Consider the following 21,335-nt stretch of genomic DNA (forward strand, 5'->3'; position numbering starts at 1 on the left):
CGCTCACGCAGCGAACCCGGCGATCAATCCGGCGAGCTCGTCCGGGGCGTCGCCCTGGACGTTGTGGCCGGCGCCGGGCACCGTGACGACCGTGATGCCGGGCACCAACGTGCGGTAGCGGGCGACGTCCTCCGCGTGCACGATCGGTGACCGTTCGCCGAGCACGACCATCGTCGGGCACGTGAGGCGGGCGACGTCGTCCCAGTAGCGCGGGAGATCGGCGAAGATCGGCGCCATCCGGTCACCGCCCGAGGGCGGCGGGCGCCGGTCCCCCCGCCATGTCCACCGACCGTCGCCGAGGGGTCGGGCGTTGTAGAGCACGCTGCGCCGCAGGGACTCCTCGTCGGGCCCGACGCGGAATGTGCGCGTGTGGCGCACCATCTCGTCGAGTGAGTCGAAAACGGTCCGATCGGTGAACGTGGTGATGTGCGTGCTCCGGTCCGGGGTCGACCCCGGCGACACGTCCACGAGGATCACCCGCGCCAACAGGTCGGGGCGCAGACCGGCCATGGCGATGATGGCCAGTCCGCCCATCGACATGCCGACGACGAGGTCGGGGCGCACCTCCTCGAGCACCGGCGCCAGGTCGGCTGCGTGGTCGCTCGGGAGGTACGGGGGGTGGTCGTACCAGCCCGAGCGCCCGTGGCCCGGGAGGTCGACGGCGAGCGCGTCGGCACCGAGCCGGAACAGGACCCCGTCCCACGTGTGGGCGTTCTGACCACCCCCGTGGAGGAGCACGACACGAGGGTCGCCGCGGCCCCACCGCAGGGCGCTGAGCGAGACCCGCGCGCCCCGGAAGCTCACCCGCTCGACCGGCGGGAGCTCGGCGAGCCCGAGGCGGCCGGCCGCCTGAGCCATCATGTCGAACTCGCCGGGTACTCCCGTCGGCGGTGGCGTCGCCGTCATCGGGAACGCCCTCCGGTCAGCTCGCGAAGTACCGGCAGGAGCTCGCTCCCGGCGCGCTCGATCTGCTCGTCGACGGCGGCCGTCCCGGCCCCGGCGACGTGCAGCCGCATGTTGACGGTGTCGATCCCCGCCCGGGCGATGTGGTCGCGTGCACGTTCCGCGATCTCGTCGGGCGAGCCGCTGAGCATCGGGGTGTGGAACCCCTGCGTCTGCCGTGTGCCGACCGGTGAGCGTTGGCGATACGTCGCGGCCAGGGCGGCCGCCTCCTCGGTCTGCGGCGGCTGACCGATCCAGAAGCCTCGAATCCACACGACGGGTCCTGTGCCGCCCGCCTCCCGGTAGGCCGCCGTGAGACCACCGAGCCGGTCGGGGTCCTCCCCGCCCGGGTACACGATCCCCATCCCGAGCGTGGCGGCCAGGCGGACGGCGGACCGGCTGTTCGTCGCGCTGAGCACCGGGCCGGGATCGGCGCGCCACGCCCGGATCGCCGCGTCGGCGCTCGCCGCGTGGCGGCCTCCGAGGACCTCCATCAGCAGCGCCTGCTGCTCACGGAACCGTTCGGTCCGCTGCCCCGGGTCGACACCAACGAGCTCGAGATCGGAGGCCGCATAGCCCGACGCCACGGCGAGGGCCACCCGGCCCGGGTGGCGCGCGGCGGTCCAGCAGAGCTCCTCGGCCACGAGGACGGCGCTGCGCAGGCCGAGCAGCAGCGGCGTCGGGGCCGCCCAGATCGTGGTCGTGGCGTCCAGCAACCATCCCGCCACGAGCAATGGTTGGGGAAGGTAGCTGGTGAAGTTGGCGTGGTGCTCGCTCAGCGTGACGCCGTCGAACCCGGCCGCTTCGGCCGCGCGCGCCTGGCCGACGAGCACCCGCAGCTGATCGTCCGCGGGTCTCGCCGTGTCGGGGTGCAGTCCCAGCGAGACCGAGCCGGACGCGAACGGGCGGCTCACTCCAACCCCCCGGCGTCCAGGCACACTCCGGTCGCGACGAGGTCGTCGATCTCGGTCGCCGAACACCCGAGCTCACCGAGGATCTGTCGCGTGTGCGCTCCGAGGAGCGCGTTGGGACCGCGGTTGCGGCCAGGGGTGCCACCGAGGTGGGTCACCAGTCCGACCTCGCGTATGGGACCGTGGGCGGGATGTTCCTGAGCGAACACTCGCTCCGACTCGAGCGCCCACGGTTCGAAGAAGAGCTCGGGGAGGTAGCTGGTCGGCGCGACCGCCTCACACGCGACCCCGGCCGCTTCCAGTCGCGCGGTCGCCTCGGCCGTGCTCATGCCGGCGATCTCGCGCTCGAGCACCGCGCCGAGGTCGGCCGCGCCGATCGAGGCGTCGCAGCCGAACGTGGCACGCAGCCGGCCGATCGAGCCGGACCCGACGGCGGCGAGGCAGATCCAACCGTCGGCCGTCCGGTAGAGCCGGTAGGTGGGGGCCCAGCCCCGCTGGTGCTCGTCGAGCACCAGGTCCGGACGGAGCGGAGTGCCGTCGGCGGTGGTCACGTTCTCGCTCATCACGAACAGGCTGGAGTGCAGATGCGGGCTCTCGACGTACTGGGCGACACCGGTTCGGGCGCGGTGCTCGAGGGCCAGCAGCACCGCCGTCGCGCCGAGCAGACCGTTGTAGTAGTCGGCGTTGCCGAACGCCTTGCGGATCGGCGGCCGGCCCTCACCCGCAGCTTGGTAGAGGACGCCGGTGAAGCCAGAGAGCAGGGGCTCGAAGCTCTTCTCGTCCCGGCGCGGCCCGCTCGACCCGAACCCGGGGAGATAGGCGTACACCAGGTCGGGGTTCACCGCAGCGAGCTGCTCGTACCCGACGCCCAGCTTCTCGGCCTTGCCCGGCCGGAGGTTGTGCATCACGACGTCGGACGTGGCGACGAGGCGGCGCAGCACCCCGAGCCCGGCGGGTGTGCGCAGATCGATGGCCAGGCTGCGCTTGCCGCGATTGCAGGCCTCGAACGGATCCGGGAACGGTCGCAACTGATCACCGGCGGGCTGTTCGATCTTGATCACGTCGGCGCCGAGGTCCGACAGCAGCTTGGCGCCGTAGCCGGTGGCGAAAAACGAGCTCAGATCGAGCACCCGGACCCCGTCGAGCGCACCCGAGAGCTCCCCGGAGGGCCGTTGCGCCGCCGACCGATCACGCCAGGCCGAGCGCACGGACTCGACGTCGGACCGGTTGGCGTCGGGAAGCGGCGCCGGCACCGGTCGCGGAGCCGGGGACTCGGCGAACACGATGACCGGGCTGGTCTGGCGCATCCGCCCCAGCACCGGATCCTCCACCTCCACGGTCATACCGGCGTGGCGCACCTGGTCGTCGTCGAGTACTTCCGCCGGCCGCAGCACGGGTTTCACTGCCAGATCGGCGGCAGCGAATCGCTCGATCCACTCCGCCCGGGTCCTCGTCGCGAAGACTCGCGGCGCGAGCACCCGGGCCACCTCGGTCTCGTCGTCGTCCAGCGGGACCGACATCTCCGGCTGTCCCTCGATCGTGCGGACGCGATCGCCGAGTCCGAGGATCTCCATGCTCCGCTTGAAGCCGCCCTCACCGCCTGAGTGCATCATCACGTACTCGCCGTCCGAGCACAAGAAGCTGTCGGTGATGATCCTGCTGTTCCCGAAGCCGGCGGCGCCCGACGCGTCGCGCCGGATGAACGACAGCCCCCGCTCACTCCACCACCACGTCATGGGGGTCTGAACGAGCGCGCCGTCGAGCAGCGACACGTCGACCAGCTGTCCTGCGCCCGTGATCCGTCTCGCCCGGATGGCGGCGAGGGTTCCGATCGCGGCGAGGAAGCCAGTCGCGTAGGCGATGGCCGGATGCCCGTGGAAGTGCGGTCCCGGCTCCGGCCCATCGACTTCGTGATGGAGCCCGAGACGAGCGGCTACGAGTGCGTCGTAGCCGGGTCGGTCCCGCCAGGGCCCGTGCCGCCCGTACCCGGTGATCGAGCACACGATGAGGTCGGGATCGGCCGCTCGCAACTCCTCGTGACCGAGGCCGTATCGCTCCGCCCGCCCCGCGCCGAAGGACTCGACGAACACATCGGCCCGGGCGATCAGCTCACGAATCTGTCGCCGGTCGCCGGGGTCGCCGGCGTCGAGGACGATGCTCCACTTGCTGCGATCGAACACGGCCCGGTGCTGGGGCAGACCGGTCGCGCCGGGGCGCTCCACCTTGATCACCCGCGCGCCGTAGTCGGCGAGCAGCGCCGTGCCGACCTGACCCGGCATGCCCCACGAGGCGTCGACGACCACCGTGCCCTCGAGGGGACCGGGCATCAGCCGGCACCCTCCATCGCGACGGCCGCGTCCTGCCAGGGATCCACCAGCACCGGGAAGCGCGCGTACTCGTCGTAGAAGGTGCTCTCGTCGTACACCGGGGCGGCGTCGGGATCAGGGCGGGCACCCATCGCCTGCAACCGGAGTCCCATGGCGACCAGCGATCCCATGGCGCCACCGTCGGGGTCCGCTGATCCCATCGCCAACCTGCGCCCGATGCACGTGTGCGGACCGGCCGCGAACGCGAGTCCGTAGCCGGGCACCGATGCGTGGCTCACGTCTCGGTAGGGGTCGAAGACGTTGCGCGTCGGCCCGAAGACCGCGGGATCGCGGTTGGCGGCGCCGAACAGCAGCGCCAACCGCTCGCCCTCGGCGACGACCGACCCGTCGCTCAGCTCGACGCGCTCGGATGCCTTGCGCAGCAGTACCGGAAGCACCGGATGCAGCCGCAGGGTCTCTTCGGCCGCAGCCCGGACGAACGCCGGGTCCGTCCGTCGCTCGAGATCGGCGGGATGGTCGGCGAACCATGCTGCGAGATGAGCGGTCAGGTGGACCAGGCTGCGTGCGGTCGTGCGGATCGAACCAGCCAGGTAGACGAGCACCTCGCGCAGGGCGAGCTCCTCGTCCCAGGCCGGACCGGCACCGTCGACGAGGAGCGTCAACACGTCACGCGGCAGCGAGTCGGGGCTGGCGCGTCCGGACGCGACGTCGGCGACCATCTGTCGGCGGCGGGCGAGTGACGGTGCGAAGAACTCCGTCGCGAAGACCGCTCGGCGGGCGATGTCGTCCTCGTCGATCCGTCGCCGCTCGTCGTCGTCGACCTTGGCGTACTCGGCGACACGCCCCTCGGTCAGGTCCCGCAGCCGAGCCGCCGACGCGTCGTCGTGGACCCCGTCGATCCCGGCGATCCGGGCGGCCACCTGAGTGAGCCACGACAGGCCGAGCTCGACGAGGTCGGCGGCGACGATGTCGCCTCGGGCGACCGAGCCGCGGCACTCGGCCGAGAAGCGGTCGAGCTGGCGTCGCAGGATGTCGCGCTCGTAGGCCTCGATCGCGGCCGGCGTGAACAGGACGGCTTGGCGACGCCGGCGCTCACGGTGCTCGTCGCCGTCGATGACGGGCAGCGTGCCGCGCATCCGGGGCAGGTCGGGACGCCCGTTGCCGAACCGCGGGGACCGCAGCACCTCCGAGACGAGGTGGTAGCTGTCGATCGTGCGCAGACCGGCGACGTTGTCGGGCACCTCGGGCGGGCGCACCTCGTCGATGGCATCGTTCATGGGCGGCTCCTCGTTCCCTCGGTCGGTGCGTTCGTGACGGTCGGAGTCCCCAGCGTCCCGCGGACCTCGTCGAGGATCTCTGTGAACGCGCCGACGAAGGCGTCGAGCTGCCTTGGCGCCCCGGGGGCGCAGCCCACGACGAGGTGGCGGACCCCGGCGGCGAGATAGGCGTCGATGCCGCGGCGCAGGTCCTCGACGTCACCCAGGATGTAGGCCCGGCGGAAGTGCTGCTCGGACACGCCGCTGAATCCGACGCGACCGTAACCACGCTGCAGCGCGTCCTCGGCGTCGGCGCCCGGCACGTAGAAGGTGGTGGCGGCGAAGTCGAAGCCGCGTCCGAGGTCCACGCCGACCTCGGTCGCGACGGTACGCAGCTCGCGATAGCGGGCGGCGACCTGGTCGGGCGAGACGAGGTACGGGTTGTAGCCGCGGCCACGGAGCACGGCTCGCCGCAGCGCCGCGGCGGAACGACCGCCGATCCAGACGTCGGGCCGCGCCCCTGCAACCGGCTCCATGACCACGTCGCCGAAGTTGTTCCACTCCCCCGCGTAGGAGAACGGCCGGCCGCTCCAGAGGCCGGCGATCACGTCGAGGGCTTCGTCGGTGTAGCGACCGCGGGTCGAGTGGTCGGCGCCCGCCATGGCGAACTCGATCGGGACGTCGCCGCCGGGGCCGACTCCCATCACCACGCGCCGCCCGGCGGACTGAGCGACGGTGAGAAGTGCTTTGGCGATCACCGCCGGGCGGCGAAAGGGCACCACGAGCACGTTGCTGCCGATCGTGACCCGTTCCGTGCAGCCGGCGAGGATGCCCAGGCCGGCGATGCCGTCGATGTAGTGAGCGAGATGGTCGCCGGTCCACACCGAGTCGAATCCGGCGGCCTCTGCGGCGATCCCGAACTCCTTGACACCGGAGTCCGCCCCTCCCATGTACATGGCCCCGATCTCGACACCGTTCACGCGTCGCTCCGGAACACGAATCCCTGCGGGTTGTGGAACATCCCGCCGGGATTGAGGATCGCCGTCCGTGCACCTGGCACCTGGCGGGCGCCGGCGTGGCCGCGGAGCTGGAGCACCGCTTCGCGCACGTGCCCCGAACCCTGCGTCCCGCCCTCCGAGAGTGCACCGCCGTGCGGATTGACCGGCACGCGGCCACCGACGAGGAGCCGCTGCTCGGCGTCGGACCACCAGTCCTCGAGGAGCTCCGGTGCGGCGCCGGCCGGGGCGAAGCCCATCGCCTCGATCGCCGCCAGCGTGATCACGCTGAACCCGTCGTACGGGAAGTACACGTCCATGTCGTCGATCCACAGGTCGCTGCGCTCGCGAAGCGATGCGGCCGCGACATGCTGTCCGGACGAGACGAGCGCGGGTTGGCCGGGTACGGCGCGGGTGCCTGCGTTGGCGACGGTCGCGGCGTGGATCAACACGGCCGGACCGGGAAGGTCCCGGGCCCGCTCCGCGGTGGTCAGCACGAACGCATCCGCTCCGTCGACCGGGACGTCGCAGTCGTAGATACACAACGGATCGCGGATCATCCGACCGGCGAGGTACTGCTCCATCGTCAGCGGGGCGTCCATCACCGCGAGGTCGTTGTGGAGAGCGCCGGTGCGGCCGTTGATCGCGATCAGGCCGAGGTGTTCGCGGGTTGCGCCAGACGTCTCGAAGTAGTGCTGCCCGTACGCTGCGAAGTCGACCCGCGCCATCAGGCCGAACCCGGCATCGTCGGGCGGCCCGATCTGGCGCCGGACGGGGTCGGCCGCGGCAGAACGCGAGAGCGCGGCCGACCGGTAGATGCCGTTGTACACGAGCGCGGCGTCGCAGGCGCCGGCGAAGACCGCGTGCATCGCGTTGGACAGGACGTGTCCGATCGGCGGGAGCTCGAAACTCTGGTAGTGGACTTCGGGGAGGCCGAGGGTGCCCGTCAGCGTCTGCGGGTTCACCCCGAACCAGCCAGGCACGTAGGGCGCCACGCCACAGACACCGCCGATGTCCTCCCGGCTGAGACCCGAGTCGATGATCGCCTGCGTGGCGGCTTCGGCAACGAACGACAAGAGCGATCGGTCGGGCCGGCTTCGCCGGTATCCGGTGGACCCCACCCCGACGATGGCGATCTGGTCCTGGATCGGGTACCGGCTCACGTCGCCTCGGCCCCGTCGTCGAGGACGAACACCGGGAACGGGCTCCCGGCCCGATCGACGAACCTGGTCGTCACCCGGTCGCCGACGGCCGGGTCGCGCGAGCCGATGAACTTCGAGGTCAGCCGCAGCCCCACCTGCTCGTCGAGGTCGACGGTCACGATTCGCGCCCCGGCGGGATCGACGCCGCCGAGCACGGGGTCGAACACTCGGTACACGGTCCACAGTCGCACCGTGCCGCGCCCCGCAACCTCCTCGGCCCCGATGTCGGTCGACCAGCACGCCGGGCAGATCGGCTTCGGGGGATGCTGCCAGCGGCCGCAGGATCGGCAGCGATCCACCAGGAGCCTCTCCGCGGCGAGGCCGGCGTAGAACTCCTTGTTGTCATGGTCGATCACCCACCCGTCCGAACGTGACACGAGTGCTTCGAGTTCGTCGTCGCTCATCGATCGCCCATGGGGTCGCGCACACAGACGTCGCCTCCGACCTCGCGGACCGCGTAGGCCCGGGTCCCACCCGCGGCACGCTCGCACCAGCCGTCGGACGCCACCGACCAGCCGTGGTACCGGCACAGGAGCTCGTGGCCGGCCACCGTGCCGTCGGAGAGCGGATTCCCCTGGTGGGGGCAGGAGTCGGCGAGCGCAGACAGCCGACCCGCGGCGGTTCGCCAGACGACGATCGGCCGTCCGCCGACGGAACGGGCGATGGGTCCCGGATCCACGTCGTCGCTGCGGGCGACGACGGTCCACTCGTCGGTGCGGCCGGCCGCGCCACACGACGCCGGCTCAGACGAGTTCGGCACGATCGAAATCCGCGAGCTCCTCCTCGGCGAACGCCTCGGCCCCGTCGAGGCGGAACACGCGACGGCAGTTGGCGCCGAGGAGTTGCCGCCGCTGCTCCGTCGGGAGCCCGGCGGTCACACCCGCCGCCTGCTCCTCGTCGTTGGGCCACTGCGAGAACACCGTCGGGACGGCGGCCGACCAGAGCAGATGGTGGGGCCCGAGATAGCGGGTGCTCAGTGCGGCGACGCGGTCGGTGCCGAACGTGGCGAACACGTGGCGGCGGACGTAGTCGCTGGGCAGCGCGTCCGGTCGTCGTAGGTTGACCGGGCGACTGGCGCTCGTGCGCATGTAGTTCGTGTCGGCCGACTCCAGCACGTAAGGGATCCAGCCGGCGTCGACACCCGCGATCACCAACCGGAGGTCGGGGATCTCGTCCCAGATGCCGGTGAGGGCGAGCCTGGTGAGCATCCCGACGTGCGGCGAGGGCCGCCCGGCCGCCACCGTCGGTGTCGCCCGGGCCGCGAAGGAGGTGCCGCCGTACGTCGGGCCGAGCACGACGACCGTACGCTCTCCGGCGAGCCGCCAGAAGTCCTCGCCGTCGAGGGGCGACGAGCCGGCGCCCGCAGGCGGCTGTGACAGCGAGACCGCCCGCAGACCGGCCTCCTGGGCAGCCGCGAGCGCGTCGAGTGCATCGCCGAGGCCAGTGGTGGGGATCTGGGCAACCGCGACCACACGATCGGGGCTCGCCGCCTGGAAGCCGGCGACCCAGCTGTTGTACTCGGCCACGCCGGCTCGGTGGCGGCCCTCGTCCTCGGTCGCCAGCAGGGCATCGAGCAGCGCCGGATCCGGGAGCAGCACCTCCCCGGACAGTCCGTCGAGGTCCTGGGCGCGGTGTCGCCCGTCGACCGTGGAGAGCAGTTCGGCGGCCTCACCCTCGCCGCCGGTGCCGCCGGTGAGCCGCACGACCAGCCGCGGAGCGAGGTGGCGTGGCGCGCCGGGTGTGAGGTGGTCGGCGACCAGCGCGGCCGGTGCGGTCGCGAACGACGCCGCGGACCAGAGATCGACGCGTTGCTGCCTCACTCCCGACCCCCATCGAGGCGGTACAGCTCGGCGCACGTGCGCCACATGATCCGCTCGCGCTCGGCCGTCCCGGCGTCGACGAGTTGGGCATGGGCGATCTCGACGTCGATCGGCCAGTTGCTCACCGAGTGCGGGAAGTCGCTGCACCACATCATGTTGTCGACGCCGATCAGGTGCCGGCTGTCCACCCCGAACTGGTCCACGATGAACGTGATCACCGAGTTGCGCCGGAAGTACTCGCTCGGCAGCAGTTCGAGCTCGATGCCGAGCCCCTTGCCGTGGCGCCGGAAGCTGTGGTCGAACTGCTCCAACCAGTACGGGAGCCAGCCGCAGTTGACCTCGGCACCGACGAACCGGAGCGTCGGGAAGCGATCGAACACGCCGTCGAGGATCAACGTCTCCAACACCCGCTCGTAGCTGCCCTTCGCCGCCTCGATCCCGAGCCTGGCGTCGCCCTTGGCGAACAGCATCGTCGAGTCCGGGGGGAACGTGAACGTGGCGTGCAACGCCACGGGTGTATCGAGCTCGACAGCGGTTGCCCAGAACCGGTCGTCGTCGGGCGCCGACGACGACGCAGAGCCGTTGGGGTAGCTCTCGATGGCGACCGATCGCAGGCCGAGTTCGCTGATGCATCGCCTGAGCTCGGCGATCGCATCGTCGATCCCCGTGTTGGGGATCAGGCCGACGCCGACGTTGCGTTCGGGGGCGACGGCGGTGAACTCGGCGATCCAGTCGTTGTAGGCCTGGAAGCACGCCAACCGCAATGCCGGATCCCGTCCGGCCTTGACCCCCGCCCACACGTTCGGACTGGCATAGAGGATTTCGGCGTCGACGTGGTCCTCGTCCTGCTCGGCGAGCCGGGCGACCGGATCGAACGACCCGGGCAGGATGTCGTCGTAGCGCACGCCCCGCTGGACCCCGTCGCGGTACTCGAGGAACTTCTCCTTGTACGCCGCCCGATCGAACCGCTTCTGCGCCCGGAAGTTGACCGCAGTCATCCCGAGGGGCATCGGATCGGCGACGTCCTCGAACACCCAGGCCTGGCCTCCATTGGGCATGTCGATGCACCTGGGGCCGCGGTCACGGAGACTGCTCGGCAGGCGCTTGACGAACAGGTCCGGTGGTTCGTTGACATGTGAGTCGGCTGAGACCGCAGAGAGCGTCATGGCATCCCCTTCGTGCTGCCGGGCCCCTCCCGCCAGTGAAATCCATGCTAACCCTTTAGCTATTTCCCGGCAAGCCGGGCGGCGGCCTTCTTGGACTTGGCGATCATGATCGAGTTCGTCGGCAGGGCGCTCGCGAGAATCGGACTGTAGGGGTGCGCAAGGGCGCGGCCGGGCGTTGTCGGGGTGCCCGTGGGACCGGCGGGCTATGCCGTGGGGCGGAGGGTGCCGGGGTCGGCGCTGGTTCGTCGCCGGTCGAGGAAGGGGTGGATCTCGGTGTGGCCGTCGGGGTGGGTGACGGTGAGAGTGCGGGTGACGGGATCGACCGAGAGACGTAGATGCTGGTCGTGGATGCGGTGGTGGTGGTGCTGGCAGGCGAGGATGAGCTTGGCGATGTCCGTGGCGCCGTTGGTGGGTGGCCCGAACGGGTCGGCGTGGTGGATCTCGCACCGGTCGAACGCTGTGCCGCAGTCGTTGAAGGCACAAGTGGAGTACATCGTGCGGAGCGCTTGTCGTTGTTCGCTGGAGGCGAGACGCCGGGAGCGTCCGAGGTCGAGCACGACGCCTCGTGAGTTCAGCACGGCCGGGATGATGCCGGCGTCGCAGGCGAGACGACGCACGGTTTCGACGGGAAGGGGTGTGCCGTCAGAGGTTCGCAGCAGCGCCCGGGCCTTGACGGCGGTGGCATGTCAGCGCCGGCGTCGGCCGGGCTGGTGCAGGTGGAGCTGTCGCCCGTCGGGCTGTCGTCGGTGACCAGGGTGTAGAGGTCGATGAGGACGACGAGGTCGGTGCTGCGCTCGTTGGTGGCTCGTGCGCCGGTGATGAGGTTGCCGATGGCATCGGCGACAACTTGCTGATGGGACCGGGTGTCGTTGGGGTCGTCGCGTTTGGCGCGGTAGAGCCGGTCGATCTCGTGGTCGATGGCGCGCTTGACGCGTGCGCCGGTCTCCGGGTCGAACGTGGCGAACAGGTTCGTCATGCCGGTGGCGTGGTCCGTCCAGGTGCTGCCGCGGCGGCTGGCGCGTTGTTGTTGGAATCTTTCGAGCTGGCGGGCTCGGTCGAAGTCGTCGACGAGCTCGCGGACGTGAACGCGGAATCCGTGCAGGTCGGTGGTCAACGCTTTCTGGGTCAGCGCCTCGCGAGAGCGCGTGTAGAACGCCGCGCGCTCGATCGCGGAGAGTCGGGCGAGTGCCAGGTTGACGGCGTCGGCGTACGCGCCGGACAGGTCGCCGCGGCGGGTGGCGTCGCCGAGGTCGGGGAGTTCGTCGAAGAGATCCGATCGCTCGGAATCTCGTTCTTGTTGTCTACCTGGACGATGGCCTTTGGGGTCGAGTGATCGCCCGGCGGGGGGAGCGACGGCGCCGGCGGGTGGGCGCAGGGCGCGCTCTTTGCGGGCCAGGTCGGCCCGGATGCCGTCGACCATGTTGGCGGCTCGCGATACCTGCAGGCTGCAGTTCTTCAGAACCTCGGTGGAGAACGTCTCGACGGCGAGGTTGGCGAAGGCGGCGCCGAGCGCGTCGACGGCGTCAGTGAGCCGGTCGAGATCGGGGCGGTCGCCAGGTGCCATCTCCAGACCATAGCGGAGATAACTCAGATATGCAACAGGTGTTCTGATATTTATCGAACGATCTTACGACTGACAGCGCAAGTTAGAACGATACGAAGCGAATCTGCTGCCAGTACTGGTGCGGGTTCTGGTTCGCCGGCCAGCCGGGCGGCGACCGTCAGGTCGTCAGCCGATGCCTCGCACATCGATCAGGCGCGCCCGGCCGAACGTGCGCCTGGTGAGCCGGGCAGTGTTGCGCAGATGCTGCGTCCACGCCTCCTCCGCACCCGCGGCGTCGCCTTGTTCGATGAGGTCGATCAGACGGGCGTGGTCGCTCCGAGCTCGGGTCACCACACTGCGCGCCTCGTCCTCGGGGAGGCGGTCGACCACCGTGCGATTCTGCATGTCCTGGATGCCACTCAGGAGGTCGTTGAGCAGCGACAGCGTCTGGTTTCCGAGCAGGCTCACGATCAGCCCGTGGAAGTGGGTGGCGTGATGGGCGTTGGCATCGAAGTCGTCGCCGGCGTCCAACTCCATCTGGTGCGCGGCCCGCAACGCCTTGACGTCCGACTTCGAGGCCCTCCTGGCGAGCTCGCGCACCGCGGCCGGCTCGAGCACCATGCGGGCGCCGATGAGGTCCTCCAGCGTCGCTCCGTGCATCTGCAGCAGGAGACCGGCGTGACGCGCCGTGACGCTGACATCGGGCACGCGGACCCGGGGTCCACCCCCCACGCCACGCTTCACCTCGATGAGGCCGTCGGCCTCGAGCAAGCGGAGCGCCTCGCGCAACGTCGGGCGTGAGACGCTGAACTGGGTGATCAGCTCACTCTCGTTCGGGAGCGGATCGCCGGCAGTGACGTCGCCGCTGAGGATGCGATGGCGTATCTCGGCAGCCACGAGCTCGGCGACCTTCGGAAGGCGAACCTCGCCCGATCCGCTCTGCCGTCGTGGGGTGCTCGACAGGTTCACCGTCCCATCATGATACGACCGACCGTCCCGCATGGGGATCGGTCATTCCTCCTCGAACAGCTCGATCACCTTGCGCTCCCCCAACCATCGCATCGCCGCGACGGCGGCACCGTCGATGTGACCGCGCCACATCGCCTCCGCGCCCTCGGCGTCCCCGTCGCGCAGCAGGTCGAGCAGGCGACGGTGCTCGTCGATGGCCGACGAGACGAGACCCTCGAACTGGTCTTCACTCCGGCGGAACATCGCCCGGTGGTGATGACGGACGATCGCCAGGAGGAACTCGTTGACCAGCACGAGCGTCTGGTTGCCGCACGCCTCGACCACCCGGGCGTGGAACGCCGCCGAAGCGACGTTGTAGCGGTCCCAGTCATCCCGAAGCGAACACTCGAGCGCGTGCGCGTCCTCGAGCATCGCGATGGCGTCGGGGCTGGGGCGGTCGGCGAGCAGGCGGACCGCGGCCGGTTCGATGATGGCGCGAGCCTCGAACACATCCGACAACGTCGTGCCCCGGTACTGCAGGAGGTGCGCGGCCGACCGCGTCGCGGCGACCGCGTCGGGCGGGGTGACGCGCGCGCCGCCGTGCGCGCCCCGCTTGACGACGATCAGCTCCTCGTGTTCGAGGATGCGCAAGGCCTCCCGGAGCGTGGGCCGCGACACGTTGTAGTGCTGCATCAAGGCCGACTCGGCGGGGAGCGGCTCATCGGCGACGAGGTCGCCGCGAATGATCTGACGGCGCAGATTGGCGGCCACCAGGTCGGCCGTCTTGGGAACGCGAAGGGGCCGCGAGGGCAACTCGGACTCGGCGATCGCTCGTTCCTCGCTCACGCCGGTACGAATACCGGATGGGCTCGACCATCGACCTCATCGAAGCGCACCGTCACTCGATCGCCGATCGACCACTCGACGTCGGCATCGAGGTTCGAGACCAGCCTCACCCCGTCGACGCCGTCGAGCTCGACGAGCCCGACCGTGTAGGGAGCAGTGCTCGCTCCGGGAAGGAACGATCGGCGCACGGTCGTGAACGTGTGGACGGTGCCCGTGCCGGCGACGGCGGTCCACTCGTAGGTCGCACCGGGGCAGCACGGGCCGACATCGTCGGGGTACCACTGCCACCGCTGGCACGACGAGCACCTCGCGAGACGGAGCTCGCCGGCGTCGACTCCCTCCCAGAAGCTGGTGCCGACGTGGTTCTCGGGTGGGTTGTGGAAGACGGGCAGGGGCATGTCAGCGGTCCTTCGTGAGCACGAGCGTTGAGTGGTCCATCGAACCGAGTCCGGCGACGAGCCCGACCTCCGCCCCGGGGACCTGGGCCTCGCCCCGCTCGTGACGGAGCTGTCGTACGGCCTCGACCACGTGGTTGCCCCCGACGAGGTACGACTGCGACAGCAACCCGCCGTGAGTGTTCACCGGCATCGAGCCTCCCGGAGCGATCGCGCCGGTCGCCGCGAACGCGGCACCCTGGCCCTTCGGCGCCAGCCCGGCGTCCTCCATCTGGATCAGCATCGAGATCGTGAAGCAGTCGTAGATCTCGGCGAAGTCCACGTCGGACGGCCCGAGCCCGGCGTCGGCGTAGGCGCGGGGTGCTGAGATCGACGCCGCCGAAGTGAGCAGATCGGCGCTCTGGGTGAAGTACTGCGCCTGCGTGACGTTCTTCGCGCCGAAGCCCACCCCCGACACGACGACCGGGGGCTTGGCGAGATCCCGCGCCCGCTCGAGGCTCGTCATGACGTAAGCGATCGCGCCGTCGTTGACGAGGCAGCAGTCCAGCTTCCGCAACGGGTCGGCGATCATCGTGTCGCCGAGGTAGTCGTCGATCGTCAGCGGATCGCGCTTCAGCGCGTTCGGCGTGCGCATCGCGTGCTGGCGGGTCGACGTGGCGATCGCCCCCAACTCCTCGGGCCGGAGACCGTACTCGTGGCGATAACGCTCGGCGATGGCGGCGAAGTAGACGGGTTGGCCGTAGTACCCGAACGGCATCTCGAAGGCGACCTTCGAGGCGTCATGGGCGTGAAACGCGTACGGGCCGCCGACGCCCTGGCTGAGGTTGATGCCGTAGTACGCCACCACCGTCGACGCGAGTCCGGCCTCGATCGCCAGCCGGGCGAGCTGGGGAGCGCCCACGATGCCCGAACCGGCGAGCGACATCTGGGCGCTGAACGTGCGGTCCTTCACCCCGAGGCGTTGGGAGATCTCGTCCACCGGAGCGCTGCGGACCGTGGAGTACGACTCGCTCACGAAGCCGTCGACGTCCTCGGGTCGGAGCCCGGCATCGGCGAGTGCCCGGTGCACGGCGTCGAGCACCATCGTGCCGACCGGCCGCTCGTCGCGGAACGTGTAGTCGGTCTCGCCGACGCCGACGATGGCGATGGTCATGGGGAGCTCCTCGTGGATTCGTGTGCGGCCGGGTCGACCGGCACGACGGAAGGCCGCGTGAACGCCGGCAGGACCTGTTCGGCGAACAGCTCCATCTGGCGCAGGTACACGGCGGCGCTGGGCGTGGGAAAGGCGAGCGACACGTGGGCCACCCCGAGGTCGGCGTAGCGCTGGAGCACGCCGACGGTCTGTTCGGCTGTGAGGGGTGGGCGTCGGCTCGGCGGCGCGGCGGGGTCGGCGAGCCGGATCAGGCTCGGCATCGACACGGCGATCGTCGGGACGTCGGATCGACCGTGCTCCTCGGCCAGTCGGTGCAGCTCGTCGATCCCGCGCGCCAGGGCGTCGGGTTCCACGACGGAGGGCAGCCAGCCCTGGCCGAGCTCGACCGCACGGCGGATCGCCCGGCGCCCGTTGCCGCCCACCCAGATCGGTGGGTGCGGTTGCTGCACCGGGCGGATCATCGTCCGCAAGGGCCCGAAGCGGTGGAACTCGCCGTCGAAGGCGACCTCCTCGTTCGACAGCATCGCCACGATGATCCGCAGGTATTCGTCGTGCAGACGGGCCCGCGCCGCGAAGTCGACGTCGAGCGCCTCGGCCTCGGCCGGTACGTGCCCCGAGCCGGTACCGATGATCATCCGCCCGCCCGACAGCACGTCGAGCGACCCGATGAGCTTGGCCTGTACCACCGGGTGGCGGTAGGGGATCACCAGGATGTCGCTGGCGAGCCTCACGCGGCGGGTGATGCCGGCGAGGAACCCCCACATCGCGTACGGGTCGATCCACCAGTCGTCACCCGCGTAGTACTCGGCGATCGTCTTGGCCGGCGGCGGCGCAGACGCCGGTCCGTCACTCATCCACGTGCTGAGCCCGCGCACCGAGGTCGCGTCCGGCGTGCCGACGGGGGCGACGAGGTGGTCCTGGACCCACAACGACGCGAACCCGGTCTCCTCGGCCTGCACGGCGATCGACTCGGCCTCGCTGCGCCGGCACCACCCCCGATAGCAGGGCACACGTACCCCGATGTCCATCACCACGGTGGCGGCGCACCCCGAGTCACAGCTTGTCCAGCGTCTGGGTGCCGCCACCGAATCTCACGGCCACGCCGACGCCGATCGTCGTGACGATGCACATCACCACGGCCATCGCCGCCGTGACCGTGTACGAGCTGCTGACCCAGAAGTCGTAGAGCGCGGTTCCCATCAGGTGCGTGCGCGTCGACTTGACGAGCAACGACGCGGCGAACTCGTGCGACAGCAGCACGAACATCAAGGCGGCTGCGCCCGACAGCGACCCCCGGATCATCGGGATGACGATGGTCAGGTGGGTCCGGATCGCACCGGCGCCGGAGACACGGGCCGCGGCCTCGAACGAGTCCCCGAGCCCGTAGCGGGCGGCGAGCTGCATCCGGGTGGTGAACGGCAGCATCAACGTCACGTAGACGAGGATGATGACGATCGTCTTGCCGTACAGGACGAATGGCTCCCTCGTGTAGGTGAACAGGAACCCGGCACCGAAGACGACCCCCGGAATGCCGAGGGGCAGGTTGACGAGGAAGTCGGTGACGGTCCGAGTGACCCGGCCACCGCGCTTGCGGTAGATGATCTCGGCGGCGAGGTAACCGACGGGCAGGCTGATGAGCACGCCACCGGTGGCGGCCACCAGGCTGGTGCGGATCGACTGCATGGCGACGGGCGTGTCGCGGATGACCCGGAAGTTGTCCAAGGACATCCCCGAGAAGTCGAGCGAGCCGCGCCAGTACTTGGAGAGCGACACGAACACGATGGCCAGGAACGGCAGGACCACGGCGAGGAGGCCGTACAGACCGAGCCACACGGGTGCGGTTCTCGACGTGCGCACCTCGGTGCCGGACCCCTTGCCGACATCGGTCACGAAGCGGTCCTGGTTCGACAGCAGCATCCGCTGCACGAGCACCACGACGAGGCCGACGACGAGCAGCGGCGACGCCAGCGCGGCGGCGACGCCGTGGTCGATGGGCGATTCCGACGTGAACCGATAGATCTCGGTCGTCAGCACCCGGACGTTATGGGCCTGACCGAGCAGCAACGGCCCGGTGAACTGCCCGAGGCCCAGCAGCAAGGCGATCGAGCCGCCGTACACGAACGAGGGCCGCAACAGCGGCAGGACCACGGTGAAGAACGCCCGGCGCGACGTCGCTCCGCTGACGAAGGCTGCCTCCGTCAGCTCGTAGCTGAGCCGCCTCATCCCGGCGCGCATGAAGACGTAGATGAACGAGGTGAGCCCGAACCCGGTGAGGATGATGATCCATGTAGGCGTGTAGACGTCGACGGGGCCTGATCGCAGGTCGCTCCACCAGGGCAGCCGCCGCAGGACGTGGTTGATGTAGCCGGCCCGTGGCGAGAGGAGGAATGCCCATCCCGTGACGAAGGCGACGGCGGGCATCACGATCGGCAGGATCGGGAGCACGCCCATCCACTGCCAGCGTCGCGGCAGCCGCGAGCTGAACCACGCGAGCGCCGTGCCGAGCACGAGCGCGATGACGAGCGAGCCGACGGCGAGGCCCACCGTCGTCAGGAGGACCTTGCCCAGGTTGCGGACGTCGGCCGCCGCGTCGTAGCCCCGTGCACCGTCCTCGAGTGCCAGTTGCTGCAGCCGGATCAGAGGTGTCAGCACCAGGTAGCCGACCGGGACGAGGAACAGCAGGATGAGCACGTTGCCCGCCCGCCGGCCGGAGCGCGTGCTGCTGGTCAGCAGACCGCGTCGGCCGAACAGGCGGCCCGGGATGCCCGGCGTCGGGACCGGGCGGTTCGGGCTCAGGGCGTCGGTGCTCATCGCAGCCGTCCGGTCAACGACCGAAGAAGTCCTGCCACTCGGCCTGATGGGGAGCCGCCCACTCCGCCGTCACCAGCGAGATGTCGACCGGCTGCACGTCTTCGATGTCCGCGAGCGTGCCCTCGATACCGGGAAGCGCGCTGGCACCGTTGATGGCGATCGCCGCCTGGCCCTCCGGCGTCGCCATGTAGTCGAGCACGAGCTGGGCGGCGTTGGGATGTTGCGCCCATCCGAGGATGTACGACAGGACCGGGGGCGACCATGCTGGCGTCGGCACGATGAACTCGACCGGAGCGCCGGCGTCGGCGTCGGCGCGGAGCTGCGCCGTCGCGTAGAGCGTGATCGCCACCTCCCCCGCGGCCAACCCCTGCTGGGCCGGCACGGCCGTGTCGTAGAACACCGGCGACAGGTCCCGGAGCTCCTCCATTCCCGCTTCCCCGAGCTGCTCCTGGAGGAAGACCGCGAAGTTCGTCACCACCGGCGAACCGGGATCGACGACACCGATCAGGTCTTCGAACTCCGGTGACAGCGTCTCCTCGTACGAGGTGGGGCAGGTCTCGGCGAGATCGGTGTTGCATCCGATCCCGAGGAGTTGGAACGCCGAGTACTGGTACAGCCCGTCGACGTTCCACGGTGTCCCCTCCCAGTTCGGACCGCGAGCTTCTGGGCCCACCATCTCGGTCAGATCGCCGCTCTCGGCCGCGTCGATCACCCACTGGTAGTTGACGTGAGCGCCGACGTCCGCGCCCTCGGCGTTCGTCTCCCGCTCGGCGTCGAGCTTCGAGTCCATCTCACCGAGAACCCGGATCACTTCCATGTCGATGTCGGGGTAGGTCTCCTCGAAGCCGGCCTCGAGGGCCTCGTTCTGGTTCGGGAGCATCACCGAGTACACGGTGACCGATCCCTCCTCGTTGGCGGCATCGACGATGCCCTGCCACTCCTCCTCCGAGGCGCCGGCGCTGCCGGAGGGCGAGCTCTCCGACGCCGTGTCGGCCGGCGGCTCGGAGCCGGCCGATGCTGAGGCGCCCGCGGCGAGGGCGGCGGCAAGGGTGGACGTCGCCACCGCGAGGATCTGTGGCCGCCGTCGGCGGGTGCGAAGGGTGCGGTTCATCATCAGCGACCGAAGAAGTCTCGCCACTCGTCCTGCAGTGGTGCCGCCCACTCGGCGGTGTTCTGCTCGACGTCGAGCGGCTGGATGTCGTCGATGTCGGCGAGGGTTCCCTCGATGTCCGGCAGGGCACTGGCGCCGTTGATGGCGATCGCTGTCTGGCCCTCACGGCTGGCCATGTAGTCGAGAACGAGCTGGGCCGCGTTGGGATGCTTGGCCCATCCGACGATGTACGACAGGATCGGCGGCGACCAGGCGGGCGTCGGGACGACGAACTCGACCGGCGCCCCCGCGTCGGCATCGTCCTGCAGCTGAGCGGTGGCGTAGGTCGTGATGGCGGTCTCGCCGGCAGCCAGGCCTTGCTGAGCCGGCACGGCCGAGGCGTAAAACACGGGGTTCAGATCGCGGAGCGCCTCCATGCCGTCCTCACCGAGCTGGTCGGCGAGGAACACCCAGAAGTCCATCAGGACCTGGTGGCCGGGTTCGACCGCTCCGATCAGACCGTCGTACTCGGGGTCGAGGACGTCGGCGTACGAGGTCGGGCACGTCTCGACGAGATCGGTGTTGCATCCGATGCCGAGGATCTGGAAGGCCGAGTACTGGTAGAGCCCGTCGACGTTCCATGGTGTGCCCTCCCAGTCCGGACCGCGCGCCTCAGGGCCGACCATCTCGACGAGGTCGCCCGCTGCGGCCGCGTCCACGACCCACTGGTAGTTGATGTGGGCGCCGACGTCGGCACCCTCGGCGTTCGTCTCCCGCTCGGCGTCGAGACGAGCCTCCATGTCGCCGCCGGTGATCCGCACGACCTCCATGTCGATGTCGGGGTACGTCTCCTCGAAGCCGGCCTCCAGGGCCTCGTTCTGGTTCGGAAGCATCACCGAGTACACGGTGACCGATCCCTCCTCGTTGGCGGCATCGACGATGCCCTGCCACTCCTCTTGCGACACGCCGGCACCGGCGGCGCCACCTTCGGAGGTCGGCGTCCCGGCGTCGCTCCCGACCGGACCGTCGGACGATTCGACGGCCTCGGTTCCGGCGGATTCGTCGGGCTCCGTCGCCGCGGATGAGCCGCTGGCCCCGGTGAACGCCGCGAGCGCGAACGCCCCGGCGATACCCGCGACGAGCGGCGTACGAACTGTGCGTGATGTCATGTTTCCCCCTGGGACGAGGTGCTTCGCTGATGCGACCCAATCGGCCGTCGAGCGCCTGTTACCGCGATGGACGTTACGACCGTCGAATCGACGAGTCAATGATTTCTTCAGATGAATACAATGATTTCGCGCCGGGACCGGCAACACGGTGCGACGCCGTGAACAGCTCGACCGGCGCCTCCACCGACCACTCCGGGATGTGCCGCCTGCGGTCGATGCGGAGGCCGGCCGGCGTCCGCGCCCACCGGTCCTGATAGGTGAGGCCGCGCATGAACATGCGGACCCCCTCGCCGGTGTCGCGCAGCACGTAGGCGACGCACCGACACGTGCTCCGCGGTGTCTCGCCATCCACGTCGGCGACGACGTTGCCGACGAGGTGCATCGATCCGGCGAACGTCGACACGACCGACACGTGATCGATCAGCGCGTCGACGCCCGGTGCCAGCACCACTCCGGCGTACTCCGCGCGCACGTCGGCGGTGAAGCAGCCCCGCACTGCGTCGAGATCGCGTCGGTCGAGCCCCTCGCCGTAGCGCACGAGGATGTCGGTGATCTCCAACCGATCCGCCAGCGCTTGCGGTGAGGCGTTCATCGGCTGGGCGGCTGGACCGGCACCAGGGCGCGACCGCAGCACGACAGGAGACTCTCGCCGGCGGTGACGACGATCAACTCCGAGCCGCACTCGGCGCAACGCAGTCGCGTTCCGACCTTCTCCGGCCCTTTGCGCTCCGTGGCCTCGGGATCCGTCTCGTCCATCTCCG

Annotated in this window: 21 protein-coding genes; all 21 read right to left on the reverse strand. The window is 70.0% G+C overall.

The annotated features are described in order from the left end of the window. Positions 1-3: 3 nt before the first annotated feature. Positions 4-906, reverse strand: a complete 903-nt coding sequence (locus tag DN771_RS08495; protein WP_116996933.1) for an alpha/beta fold hydrolase — start codon at positions 904-906, stop codon at positions 4-6. Then, the gene (locus DN771_RS08500) at positions 903-1,856 is read right to left on the reverse strand and encodes an LLM class flavin-dependent oxidoreductase (protein ID WP_162941713.1); all 954 of its coding nucleotides are present in this window, start codon (positions 1,854-1,856) and stop codon (positions 903-905) included. The genes DN771_RS08495 and DN771_RS08500 overlap by 4 nt, the downstream gene beginning before the upstream one ends. Next, complete coding sequence (locus DN771_RS08505) at positions 1,853-4,180, reverse strand: CaiB/BaiF CoA transferase family protein (RefSeq protein ID WP_116996935.1); 2,328 nt, start codon at positions 4,178-4,180, stop codon at positions 1,853-1,855. Before DN771_RS08505 ends, DN771_RS08500 begins: the two co-directional genes overlap by 4 nt. Next, entirely contained in the window at positions 4,180-5,457 is a 1,278-nt protein-coding gene (locus tag DN771_RS08510) for a cytochrome P450 (protein WP_116996936.1), read from the reverse strand. The genes DN771_RS08505 and DN771_RS08510 overlap by 1 nt, the downstream gene beginning before the upstream one ends. Beyond that, a complete protein-coding gene (locus DN771_RS08515) occupies positions 5,454-6,416 on the reverse strand; it encodes an LLM class flavin-dependent oxidoreductase (RefSeq protein WP_116996937.1) in 963 nt (320 codons plus the stop codon). The genes DN771_RS08510 and DN771_RS08515 overlap by 4 nt, the downstream gene beginning before the upstream one ends. Beyond that, positions 6,413-7,594: a thiolase family protein gene (locus tag DN771_RS08520; RefSeq protein ID WP_116996938.1), complete on the reverse strand. Its 1,182-nt coding sequence runs from the start codon at positions 7,592-7,594 to the stop codon at positions 6,413-6,415. The genes DN771_RS08515 and DN771_RS08520 overlap by 4 nt, the downstream gene beginning before the upstream one ends. Continuing rightward, a complete protein-coding gene (locus DN771_RS08525) occupies positions 7,591-8,037 on the reverse strand; it encodes a Zn-ribbon domain-containing OB-fold protein (protein ID WP_116996939.1) in 447 nt (148 codons plus the stop codon). The genes DN771_RS08520 and DN771_RS08525 overlap by 4 nt, the downstream gene beginning before the upstream one ends. Further along, positions 8,034-8,393: a Rieske 2Fe-2S domain-containing protein gene (locus DN771_RS08530; protein ID WP_162941714.1), complete on the reverse strand. Its 360-nt coding sequence runs from the start codon at positions 8,391-8,393 to the stop codon at positions 8,034-8,036. Before DN771_RS08530 ends, DN771_RS08525 begins: the two co-directional genes overlap by 4 nt. Beyond that, positions 8,377-9,453 (reverse strand): amidohydrolase family protein, encoded by a 1,077-nt coding sequence (locus DN771_RS08535; protein ID WP_162941715.1) that lies wholly within the window; start codon positions 9,451-9,453, stop codon positions 8,377-8,379. Before DN771_RS08535 ends, DN771_RS08530 begins: the two co-directional genes overlap by 17 nt. Continuing rightward, on the reverse strand, positions 9,450-10,511 hold the full coding sequence (locus tag DN771_RS08540) for an amidohydrolase family protein (protein WP_162941716.1): 1,062 nt from the start codon (positions 10,509-10,511) through the stop codon (positions 9,450-9,452). Before DN771_RS08540 ends, DN771_RS08535 begins: the two co-directional genes overlap by 4 nt. 311 nt (positions 10,512-10,822) lie before the next feature. After that, positions 10,823-11,236 carry a hypothetical protein gene (locus DN771_RS08545; protein ID WP_205528486.1) on the reverse strand — a complete coding sequence of 138 codons (414 nt, stop codon included), beginning with the start codon at positions 11,234-11,236 and terminating at the stop codon, positions 10,823-10,825. After that, positions 11,191-12,183, reverse strand: coding sequence for a DUF222 domain-containing protein (locus DN771_RS08550; protein ID WP_116996944.1), 993 nt, complete (start codon positions 12,181-12,183; stop codon positions 11,191-11,193). Before DN771_RS08550 ends, DN771_RS08545 begins: the two co-directional genes overlap by 46 nt. Positions 12,184-12,348: 165 nt before the next feature. After that, positions 12,349-13,131: a FadR/GntR family transcriptional regulator gene (locus DN771_RS08555; RefSeq protein WP_162941717.1), complete on the reverse strand. Its 783-nt coding sequence runs from the start codon at positions 13,129-13,131 to the stop codon at positions 12,349-12,351. Positions 13,132-13,173: 42 nt separating this feature from the next. Further along, the gene (locus DN771_RS08560; protein WP_116996946.1) at positions 13,174-13,956 is read right to left on the reverse strand and encodes a FadR/GntR family transcriptional regulator; all 783 of its coding nucleotides are present in this window, start codon (positions 13,954-13,956) and stop codon (positions 13,174-13,176) included. Beyond that, positions 13,953-14,354: a Zn-ribbon domain-containing OB-fold protein gene (locus tag DN771_RS08565; RefSeq protein WP_116996947.1), complete on the reverse strand. Its 402-nt coding sequence runs from the start codon at positions 14,352-14,354 to the stop codon at positions 13,953-13,955. Before DN771_RS08565 ends, DN771_RS08560 begins: the two co-directional genes overlap by 4 nt. 1 nt (position 14,355) lies before the next feature. After that, a complete protein-coding gene (locus DN771_RS08570) occupies positions 14,356-15,504 on the reverse strand; it encodes a thiolase family protein (protein ID WP_116996948.1) in 1,149 nt (382 codons plus the stop codon). Next, complete coding sequence (locus DN771_RS08575; protein ID WP_116996949.1) at positions 15,501-16,532, reverse strand: TIGR03619 family F420-dependent LLM class oxidoreductase; 1,032 nt, start codon at positions 16,530-16,532, stop codon at positions 15,501-15,503. Before DN771_RS08575 ends, DN771_RS08570 begins: the two co-directional genes overlap by 4 nt. A 25-nt stretch (positions 16,533-16,557) precedes the next feature. Beyond that, on the reverse strand, positions 16,558-18,315 hold the full coding sequence (locus DN771_RS08580) for an ABC transporter permease (protein ID WP_116996950.1): 1,758 nt from the start codon (positions 18,313-18,315) through the stop codon (positions 16,558-16,560). A gap of 13 nt (positions 18,316-18,328) precedes the next feature. Continuing rightward, positions 18,329-19,426, reverse strand: a complete 1,098-nt coding sequence (locus tag DN771_RS08585) for an ABC transporter substrate-binding protein (protein ID WP_162941718.1) — start codon at positions 19,424-19,426, stop codon at positions 18,329-18,331. 2 nt (positions 19,427-19,428) lie between these two features. Next, positions 19,429-20,574 (reverse strand): ABC transporter substrate-binding protein, encoded by a 1,146-nt coding sequence (locus tag DN771_RS08590; protein ID WP_116996952.1) that lies wholly within the window; start codon positions 20,572-20,574, stop codon positions 19,429-19,431. Positions 20,575-20,647: 73 nt separating this feature from the next. Continuing rightward, entirely contained in the window at positions 20,648-21,208 is a 561-nt protein-coding gene (locus DN771_RS08595; RefSeq protein ID WP_191912120.1) for a nuclear transport factor 2 family protein, read from the reverse strand. Positions 21,209-21,335: the final 127 nt, after the last annotated feature.

It is taken from the genome of Desertimonas flava, assembly GCF_003426815.1.
In the GTDB taxonomy this organism is placed as follows: Bacteria; Actinomycetota; Acidimicrobiia; order Acidimicrobiales; family Ilumatobacteraceae; genus Desertimonas; species Desertimonas flava.

Bases quoted from the DNA above. Each gene is read 5' to 3' on its own strand.
- DN771_RS08510 (WP_116996936.1), bottom strand. From the start codon at position 5,457: ATGAACGATGCCATCGACGAGGTGCGCCCGCCCGAGGTGCCCGACAAC.
- DN771_RS08495 (WP_116996933.1), bottom strand. From the start codon at position 906: ATGACGGCGACGCCACCGCCGACGGGAGTACCCGGCGAGTTCGACATG.
- DN771_RS08525 (WP_116996939.1), bottom strand. From the start codon at position 8,037: ATGAGCGACGACGAACTCGAAGCACTCGTGTCACGTTCGGACGGGTGG.
- DN771_RS08575 (WP_116996949.1), bottom strand. From the start codon at position 16,532: ATGGACATCGGGGTACGTGTGCCCTGCTATCGGGGGTGGTGCCGGCGC.
- DN771_RS08585 (WP_162941718.1), bottom strand. From the start codon at position 19,426: ATGAACCGCACCCTTCGCACCCGCCGACGGCGGCCACAGATCCTCGCG.
- DN771_RS08590 (WP_116996952.1), bottom strand. From the start codon at position 20,574: ATGACATCACGCACAGTTCGTACGCCGCTCGTCGCGGGTATCGCCGGG.
- DN771_RS08580 (WP_116996950.1), bottom strand. From the start codon at position 18,315: ATGAGCACCGACGCCCTGAGCCCGAACCGCCCGGTCCCGACGCCGGGC.
- DN771_RS08570 (WP_116996948.1), bottom strand. From the start codon at position 15,504: ATGACCATCGCCATCGTCGGCGTCGGCGAGACCGACTACACGTTCCGC.
- DN771_RS08565 (WP_116996947.1), bottom strand. From the start codon at position 14,354: ATGCCCCTGCCCGTCTTCCACAACCCACCCGAGAACCACGTCGGCACC.
- DN771_RS08540 (WP_162941716.1), bottom strand. From the start codon at position 10,511: ATGCCCAATGGAGGCCAGGCCTGGGTGTTCGAGGACGTCGCCGATCCG.
- DN771_RS08550 (WP_116996944.1), bottom strand. From the start codon at position 12,183: ATGGCACCTGGCGACCGCCCCGATCTCGACCGGCTCACTGACGCCGTC.
- DN771_RS08505 (WP_116996935.1), bottom strand. From the start codon at position 4,180: ATGCCCGGTCCCCTCGAGGGCACGGTGGTCGTCGACGCCTCGTGGGGC.